At 41.2% G+C, this 9,046-nt stretch carries 7 protein-coding genes and 1 pseudogene; 3 read left to right on the top strand and 5 right to left on the bottom strand.

Annotation, left to right across the window (positions count from 1 at the left end; genetic code table 11):
- Positions 1-76: 76 nt before the first annotated feature.
- On the bottom strand, positions 77-688 hold the full coding sequence (locus D9K81_RS09390) for a TetR/AcrR family transcriptional regulator (RefSeq protein ID WP_120375760.1): 612 nt from the start codon (positions 686-688) through the stop codon (positions 77-79).
- A gap of 96 nt (positions 689-784) precedes the next feature.
- On the opposite strand from D9K81_RS09390, the pseudogene D9K81_RS09385 reads away from it, so the two are divergent.
- A pseudogene (locus tag D9K81_RS09385) lies at positions 785-1,989 on the top strand (oxygenase MpaB family protein).
- A 35-nt stretch (positions 1,990-2,024) separates the two neighbouring features.
- Here D9K81_RS09385 and D9K81_RS09380 read toward each other — a convergent pair.
- From D9K81_RS09380 to def, 4 genes are all read right to left on the bottom strand, one after another.
- The gene (locus D9K81_RS09380) at positions 2,025-3,224 is read right to left on the bottom strand and encodes a DUF456 domain-containing protein (protein ID WP_120375759.1); all 1,200 of its coding nucleotides are present in this window, start codon (positions 3,222-3,224) and stop codon (positions 2,025-2,027) included.
- Positions 3,225-3,365: 141 nt separating this feature from the next.
- Positions 3,366-5,459 (bottom strand): TonB-dependent copper receptor, encoded by a 2,094-nt coding sequence (locus D9K81_RS09375; RefSeq protein WP_120375758.1) that lies wholly within the window; start codon positions 5,457-5,459, stop codon positions 3,366-3,368.
- Positions 5,460-5,533: 74 nt separating this feature from the next.
- Positions 5,534-5,965, bottom strand: a complete 432-nt coding sequence (locus D9K81_RS09370) for a DUF2946 family protein (RefSeq protein WP_120375757.1) — start codon at positions 5,963-5,965, stop codon at positions 5,534-5,536.
- Between the two features lie 89 nt (positions 5,966-6,054).
- On the bottom strand, positions 6,055-6,585 hold the full coding sequence (gene def / locus D9K81_RS09365; RefSeq protein WP_120375756.1) for a peptide deformylase: 531 nt from the start codon (positions 6,583-6,585) through the stop codon (positions 6,055-6,057).
- A 119-nt stretch (positions 6,586-6,704) separates the two neighbouring features.
- Between def and D9K81_RS09360 the strand changes: the two genes are divergently transcribed.
- The gene (locus tag D9K81_RS09360; protein ID WP_120375755.1) at positions 6,705-7,859 is read left to right on the top strand and encodes a LysM peptidoglycan-binding domain-containing protein; all 1,155 of its coding nucleotides are present in this window, start codon (positions 6,705-6,707) and stop codon (positions 7,857-7,859) included.
- Between the two features lie 18 nt (positions 7,860-7,877).
- Complete coding sequence (gene dprA, locus D9K81_RS09355; RefSeq protein ID WP_120375754.1) at positions 7,878-9,008, top strand: DNA-processing protein DprA; 1,131 nt, start codon at positions 7,878-7,880, stop codon at positions 9,006-9,008.
- The last annotated feature ends 38 nt before the right edge of the window (positions 9,009-9,046 follow it).

Below are 9,046 nucleotides of genomic sequence, written 5' to 3'. Positions count from 1 at the left end.
ATTATTTATTTGAGTGATTGGTATTTAATCTAAAAAATGCATAAATAACTGATATTTATAATAAATATATTTTTAATTATTTTATAATACTACTTTCTACGTCTAAGTACGCCAAGATCATTAAGGTTAATTCTTTCTTAAGTTGCTGTTCTGTAATAAGAAAGTTGTTATTACTCACATATCTCATGATTGTAAATAGCGTACTATTAATAATCACAAAGGATTTATTTTTTAAAATTTCGAAATTCCAATGTGAATAGTATCGATTAAACAAGTACATCCCTACTTCAAAGAAATGCTTTTCCAGCACAGCAGAAGCATCCGATTGACTATAGTGATGCCACTGCTTTAACACTTCGATGAAGAAACCTTGGTCGGCTTTTAAGGTATCGAAACCAAATTGAATACAAATCGGAATAATTTCATAAATGCTGTCGGCCTCTGTTTGAACCACCAGTTGTTTAAAAGCCAATCCTAACTGTTCGGACTTTTGTAAAAGTAACGCTTCGACAATCTGTTCTTTATTTTCAAAATATTGGTAGATTGATCCAACTGCAACGCCTGAGCGCTCTGCGATTTTTGGTGTTGTTAGCTGTAATAGTCCATGCACAGCAATACACTGCTGTGTAGCAAGTAAAATATGTTCTACGATTATTTTCGCACGTTGTTGTTTTGGTTTTTTTCTCATTATTCTGCCCGCTATATTTAGATTTAAAATGCGAATTGAATGCGAATAAATATTCATATTAGTGTTTGATTAAACAACAACACAGGTCTATAGACAATGACCGCTTTATCCCCGACACGTCTGCATTCTTTCCAGCGTATGCAACAAAGTACGCTATTCAGCATGTTGCTCAGCCATTTTTCAGTTAAACCGCTAGCTCCCTCCTATACCGAATACCTTCAACTCAATAAAGCATTAGTTTCTGGTGACACACACATGGATGCAGTGGTGAGCTGGGTCATGCAAAACCCGAAACAAAATCGCAAGCTGTTTGAGCAAGCTCTATATCAGGGATTAGGATCGCTTAGTCCTTCTGTCGCCGAACTTACCCGCTTTTTTCAGTACATCGAAATCCCACCCTCTTGGGTTAATCAAAAGCGTTTAGACAGTGCTGTAGAGTTTACACATCGCTTGGGGATCAATAACGGCTTTGTATTACGTGATTTATCTCTAATGGCTGGATATCTATATCCAGGATTTAACCAGCCTTTAATGATGACAGGCGCTTTAAATAAGCAAGCAGGCACACGCTTGGCCGAAACCACAAAATGGTGGATGGATATTACCGAGCCAAACGCTTTAACGCGTTTTCATGCAGGCTTCACGTCTACACTGTATGTGCGCTTTATTCATAGTTTAGTGCGTTATCACTTAAAGCATAAGCAAGAGTGGGATAGCGAAACTTGGGGCTCCCCATTAATCAATTTGATTTAGCCATGACCAATCTGGCTTTTAGCAGTGTGGTGTTAATTGGTATTCGCGCACTGGGGATTTTCCCAAGTCAACAAGAAACTGAAGATTTTCTGCATTTTTGGCGTTATATCGGCTGGCTGATGGGCATTGATGAACCATGGCTGGTAGAAACAGAATCTGAAGGTTGGCGTTTTTTATATTGGATGCAGTTTGCACACCCAGAATCAGATCAAAGTAGCCATGCACTCGGAACCAGTCTTTCCAATGAGCCCTTTGAACGTCAGTATCCTTATTTACGGCCTCTCCAGCAAAAGTTAGCCTATAAACAACACCTTGAAGTCACTCAATTTTTTATTGGCAAAAAGCGTATGCAACGCTTAGGCCTGAAACCACAATCCGCATCATGGTTTGCCTATTATTTAATTGCACGGAATCTAACACTCTACAATGGTGCGCGTTACATACCCGCTTTAAATCACTTTTTACAGCGCAAAGGACGAAAAACACAAAAGTTAGGCTTAGCTTTATATCAAAGTAAAGCCAAGCATTTGGCGAGTATGCATCGTTAAATTTCAATTTTAGTGTGAGGCATATCGCCTCACACTTACTCCAAACGATTTTTATGAATTGTCATCACCACATCGCTAAACTCACCTAAAATATAGTGAATCCATAACTTGCTATACCAATTAAATTCTGTCGATACACGGTAATCAATGGTTAAAACCAATTTTGTAGTTTGCGCATCTATTTTAGCTAACTGATAGTCTGTTTTGAGTAAATCAAAATATTGACCTCCCACTTCCACATGGTCATCTAAAGAGCCTTTAGGAAATGAATTTGGATTAAATTGATAATCCCAGCTCAGCAGATACGGGGGATGTATTGCCTTTACGCGTTCCTCAAACTGAACACCACGTTCCCACTGGATAGTTCTAACCAAACCTTCAGCACGTTGCTCTGTCATGCCAAAAATTGGTTTTGGAAAACCCATCTTGAAAATAAAATTGTTGGGAACTTCATCAGCATGAATTGGGCCAATCTGATTAATGGCTTTAAATACTTGCTCTGGAGAGGCATGAATGATCATTTCACGCTGGGTTTGCCCATACTCATGCTTAGAGAAATCTGGTAAAACCAAATACAGTAGCAATGGCAAAATAGACAAAGAATAAATTTTATTAGACGGTTTCCAGAAATAGGCGCAAATCAACTGCATTACACCGCAACCTGCAAAAAGTGCAGCAAAGGCCAATGGGCCCAGCATAACTAAGCAAATGACGCCTTCACGTAATACAAAGATACTCACCACAAGAATAAGTAAAGTGCCGACCACAGCACCGAGACTCGCCCTCCAAAAAGATAGATTCGGCTCATTCAGTGAAGCGAGATACTCCAAGAGCATACCAATAAAAAATGGTATCAAAATGATGACCGAGGCATTCATTAAGCTACGAATTGCACCACGCTCAGGTAGGCTGGAAAAACCGTACTGCATAAGGATGACTGTAAGTAACAGGATGAGCATAGCGCATGCAAATGGCAGAAATTTACCAATAAAATTCTGATTCTCACTATAAATACGGAATCTTTTCTCAGGAATTTCAGCCTCTTGAAAGGCAATAAAATAGCGCGTTTTATTACGTCGATGACGGTAAAAATCAAAGAGATAAATTCCTTCCGACTTCAACCATGCTCTGACTTCAGCTTTAAATGTTGCTGTCAGCTCTTTAGTTTCAAATACGCTATATTTCTGTGTATTTAAATCTTCGAGCACTTTTTGTTTAAATTCTTCAGTCAGCATGCCTTAATTCACTTACATAGATGATTTATAAATAATTATTTTTAAGCTTTAAAAGCTTAACATATAGCATATATGCCAACGCAATAAAAAAGCCATCGTTCATGAACAATGGCTTCTTTAACAAACTTAGCAATTACACTTTTAGAACTTCATACTGATCCGTGCCCAGTAATTACGCCCTGTATTGTTAAATTGCTCTTCTTCAGCAAAGCCAAAGCCTGCACTACCCGACTTATTTAAATGTTCTTTATAGGTTTTGTCCAAAACGTTATCGACACCAACTGACAGATCAATACCATCCTTAACATGGTATGTCCCATTTAAGGCCAATGTGCCAAAACCTGCACTTTGTTGCATATCGTAGCCCACAATGTTGCCCTGATCTTGACTAATGCGGTTTTGACCATTCACTACACGCCACAATGCACCAAGGGTATATTTTTCCTGTACATAGCGTAAATTCACACGAGCTTCCAAAGGCGCAATCTGTGGTAGTGGTTTTCCATCTGTGGTGTTTTTACCCCATGCATACATAGCACTTACATCCGCCTGAATTGCATCGGTAAATTGATAACCCACACCCGCTTCTGCACCAGCAATGGTTGCATCCACATTTTTTGCACCGGCTGTTTTACTGGACATGCCATGATTCATACCCGGCATTGAAGATGAATGATCATGATAGCTCATTAAAATATAATCATTAATGAGGCCTGCATAAGCCGAAACCCATGAGCTAAATGCACCATGTGCATGCTGATAACCTGCATCTAACTGCAATGTCTTTTCGGTATTTAGCCCATTAAAAGTATTTGCTGTACCTGCATTACCGTGTTTCGGGCTAAATAGCTCCCAATAATCAGGCATACGCTCAACATAACCTAAACCAATATAGGTTTTACCATCGTCATGATCTGGGTGTTTGTTTTCAAAACGGATAAAGCCACTCGGCAAGGTCTTAGTGAGTTCAGTATTTAAACCCGCTGTAGCAGAAGCAACGCGTTCATCTGTGACTTTGACCTGATCTAAGCGCACACCAGACACCAGCTGATTATTTTCACTCAGTGGATAACTCAGTTCAGCAAATCCACCATAAGACTGGAACTTCATATCTTTTTCACGTGTTTTATCCTGATACGGCGACATCAGGCTACCACTACGTTTAGAGTGCTCATTATTCTGTGTATCAACACCTGCAATCAGTTGAAGCTGATCCCATTGATGTGTAACAGCCATTCGCGCATTCAAAGTACGACGTGCAACATTCGAGGCCATCGGCATGGACATACCATCAGCAGGATTAAACTCACGTAAGCTGTAGTTATCCATCACATGATCGTTAAAGCTGTAGTTCACTTGCGCTTCAATTTTACGGATCACATCGGTGATATTTTTCTTTTCAAAGCGTAGTCCCAGACTTTCACGCGCGAACATCGAACCATCCATTGAACGGCCTGCATAGACGGCTTCACCATCTGCTTTACCACCCGTCAGCTCTAACCAAGTATTTTCATCTGGCGTCCAACCCAAGGCTAAATCTGCATTCCAGCGCTCCCAATCTGAAGGGACTTTCACGCCATTGCCATCCTTATAACTATCTGACATTGAACGATTGGCATTTAAACGGACATACTTTTTGCTATCTCCTACTGCCACTTCAGCATTGTGGTCCAAACGTCCATAAGAACCCATTAACACACTGGCTTGACCACGGTAATTTTTTCCGTCTTCGAAGGTTTCAGGCGTCCGTTCGAAAATCACCGTCGCAGCTGAACCTGTATTAGCAAACTGTACGGTTTGTGGGCCTTTAATCACCGAAATGCGGTCATAGCTTTCTGGCGAAATATAAGAAGTTGGCGAATCCATACGATTTGGACACGCACCTAAGTTTTCTGTGCCATCGGTCAAAATTTTAATGCGTGAACCAAACATGCCACGGAAAGTCACATCACTATTGGTCCCGCCATTTTTAACCGCACTAAATCCAACAATACTCTGTAAATAATCTGCACCATCTGATGCGGGAATCGGTTGAATTGGCTGTTTTGGATCTGCACGCACAATTAAGCCATTGGCATCATTACCACCTGCTGCCGTTACTACAATCGGCGCCAAGCTTTGTACGGGCGTTAATGGAGTCATTGCATCGTCAGCAACATTTGCCCACGTGGCAGTTGAACATACAATAGCGATTGCAGCAGCTAAAGGCTGTAAATAAAATTGAGGCTGAGCCATTTTAGAATCTCACTTAAAACATAAATACAACGGGTCTGGAGCCAGTCAAGACCCTTAAATTTCAAAACGTTGATTTATGCAAAAAGTGGTGGGGCTCGCCCCTGAGGAAGTAAAAATAGACGCTGTAGCGCAAACCAAACATGAATAAAGCTACGTACAAAAGCAATCAAGCGAACCTGAATACGATCAAGTACTTCTTGAATATCCAACGTCGGTGGAAGCACTAAATTGCCATATACAGTACAGTACTGACACTGATGACCAGCATCATGATCGTGTGAATGAGTTGCTACCGTTTCATTTTGTTGTAGCGAATGCTCATGCATTACATGGTGTGTGCCATGTGTATTGGATTGCGAAGGTACAGAATGGGATAAAAGTGCACGCGTAATGGTTTCACAGACCGGCGCAATTTGATATTGCTGCGGAAGCAAAGGCTGTAAAAATACAGCGATCTGTAAAAAAACGGCTACAAAGGAAAGTAGCAACCCACTACGCAAAAACAATGGCAAACCCTAAAATTTGTCGATTCTAAGTATAACAAAACCCAATCGAAATTGGGTTTTGTTTATCACTCTTTAACCATCAAAGCTAATTAACGCTTCACAGGCTGTTTTTCACGATTGCGCTGACGCATCAGTTTTTCCACTTTTTCACGTGCGCGTTGGCGCTTTAATGGCGATAAATGATCGACAAAGAGCTTGCCATTTAAGTGATCCATTTCATGCTGAATACAAACAGCGAGAAGTCCATCAGCTTCTATTTCAAATGCTTGACCTTCAAGGTTAATTGCATCAATTTTTACGCGTGACGGACGCTCAACTTTATCGTATATTTGAGGCACTGACAGACAGCCTTCTTCATAAGGCTGCGTTTCTTCAGTTAATGGTGTGATTTTGGGGTTAATGAACACCATGGGTTGATCTTTATCTTCAGATAGATCCATTACGATCAACTGAATATGCTGATCGACTTGTGTCGCAGCTAAACCGATGCCAGGCGCTTCATACATGGTTTCAAACATATCTGCAGCGAGCTGACGAATCGTATCAGTCACCTCTTCTACAGGTTTTGCAATGGTACGAAGACGGGGGTCCGGGAAACTTAAAATAGGTAATAAGGCCATACTGCGTCCTCAATTATGCCACTGATCAAAAAACCAAATGAAGGAATGCTTCATCAAAAAAATGTGTGTAAGATCGTTATTATAACGCAACTACATACATAATTTTAGGAATTATGATAATGAAAAAGGTTTTGAAAGGCATGCCACTTTTTAGTGCCTTGGGGTTTAAAAAACAGATGCTGACTCTCGCAATCTGTGCGAGTGTAGGTTTGGGCGTAATCAGTACTGCCGAAGCAGCGCCTGCTCGAAATATTAATCCACCCTCTTTAAAAGCTAGCGCCCCACATGTGTATGTGGTGAAAAAAGGCGATACGCTTTGGGATATCTCAAAAAAATTCTTAAAAAATCCAGTACGTTGGCCTGAAATTTGGGCAAGTAACAAGCATGTTAAAAACCCACACTGGATTTTCCCAGGCGACCGCTTACTGATGTGTACCTATAATGGCAAGCCAATTATTGGTAAAGATGAAGGTGATGGTTGTGAAGGCATTATCCGCCGTTATACAGGTGGTACAAAGCTACAACCTCAGGTTCGTGTTGAATCTTTAAGTAATGCTATTCCTGTCATTCCATTAGAATATATTAAACAATGGTTAGAGCGTAGTAGTATCATTAATCCTGAATCACTCGAACAGACACCTTATATCGTAGGTGCAGCAGATCATCGCGTACTTGCTGCCGCTGGCCAAACGGTTTATGCACGCGGTCAGGGTTTAGAAGTAGGTCAACGCTATGCGGTATATCGTGAAGGTCAACCATACGTTCTAACAGATGACCAAGGTAAAAAATATACAGCTGGCCTAGAAATCAATCAAGTTGCTTCAGGCATTGCTGTTCGCGGTGAAAATGATATCACTACGCTAGAACTAACAGATACTTTTACTGGAGAAGTTCGTCGTGGTGACCGTGTACTACCTGAATATGATCCAATGTTGCCTACTGTGTTCTATCCTACACATGCAAATAATGTGACTTCAGGTGGTTCAGTAGTCCGTGTACTCGGTTCCATTGGCACTGCGGCGATTCATAGCGTGGTAACCATTGATCGTGGTTCTTCCCAAGGCGTACAACCAGGTTATGTCTTTAGTGTAGACGACAAAGGTGACATCGTAAACGACCCTAAAACACGTGAACGTATTCAACTACCAGATCAACGCGTTGGACAAATCATGGTATTCAAAACATTTGATAACTTAAGTTATGCCTACGTATTAGAAAGCGAACTGCCAATTAAAGTTGGCGCAAGCATCCAACCGCCTTTGATGGATGATTAATCCACACTAGGACACACTATGCTGAATCCGCTATCACAAGCGCAAATTGATATAATTACATTGTGGTATTTGGTTCAGCATTCATTGTCCAGTTTCTATAAAATTCATGAGAACTATCCTACACTCAGTCATGCTTTCCAAGCGTCAGAAGTGCCAACATGGCAACGCTTAGGCTTACATAAAAATCATATTCAACGGCTCAAAGAATTTTATCAAACAGAAGGCCAGCAAAAATTTCAGCATTGCCTCACCCAGATTCAACAGCATAGCGATTTTGTAATTTGCATAGATGATCTACATTATCCACAGCAACTTTTACCTTATAACGATAAACCACCTATTCTTTTTGGGCAGGGGAATCCGCAAGCGCTATTACAGCCCCAAGTGGCCATCGTCGGTAGTCGCAAACCCAGTCCACACGGCCGACAAGTTGCCTATGATTTTGCATTTTTTTTAAGTGAACAAGGTTTCTTTATTAATAGTGGTTTAGCACAAGGTATTGATGAGGCCGCGCACCGAGGTGGATTACAACATCAACGTACCATTGCCGTTATGGGCACAGGTCTGGATCAAACCTATCCAACTTCACACCAAAGCTTAAAGCAAGACATTATTCAACACGGTGGTGCGGTGATTACAGAGTTTTTACCGCAAACACCACCACTACAGCATCATTTCCCACGGCGAAACCGTATTGTCAGTGCACTCAGTTTAGGCGTGATTGTGGCAGAAGCGGCTCAGCAAAGTGGATCTTTAATTACTGCAAAACTGGCAGCTGAACAAGGTAAGCTGGTGTTTGCTATTCCTGGTCATATTTATAGTGAATTCCATCAAGGTTGCCACCAATTGATTCGAGAAGGCGCTATTTTAGTGGACCATCCGCAACAAGTGATTGAGGACCTCGCCCTGCCTACGCAATGGCAACATCATCAATTGGTCGCACAACAACATACTCAGCCCCCTTGTATTCCTGAACATTTGCTCCCTATTTACAATCAACTCGATTGGGTGGGTCAAGACCTTGACCAATTGGCAATCATACTCAAACAAGATACCGCTACGCTCACAGCACAACTGATGGAGCTCGAACTGCAAGGCTTTGCTTTACAGCAAGCTGGGCGCTATCTACGTTGTCGTTCTGGCAAATAAGGTTCACAATAGTCTTTTGCATGTTAAAAAGGTGTTTA

It is taken from the genome of Acinetobacter chengduensis (assembly GCF_003664645.1).
Taxonomy (GTDB): Bacteria; Pseudomonadota; Gammaproteobacteria; order Pseudomonadales; family Moraxellaceae; genus Acinetobacter; species Acinetobacter chengduensis.
This window is presented reverse-complemented; position numbering and strand designations above follow the sequence as displayed.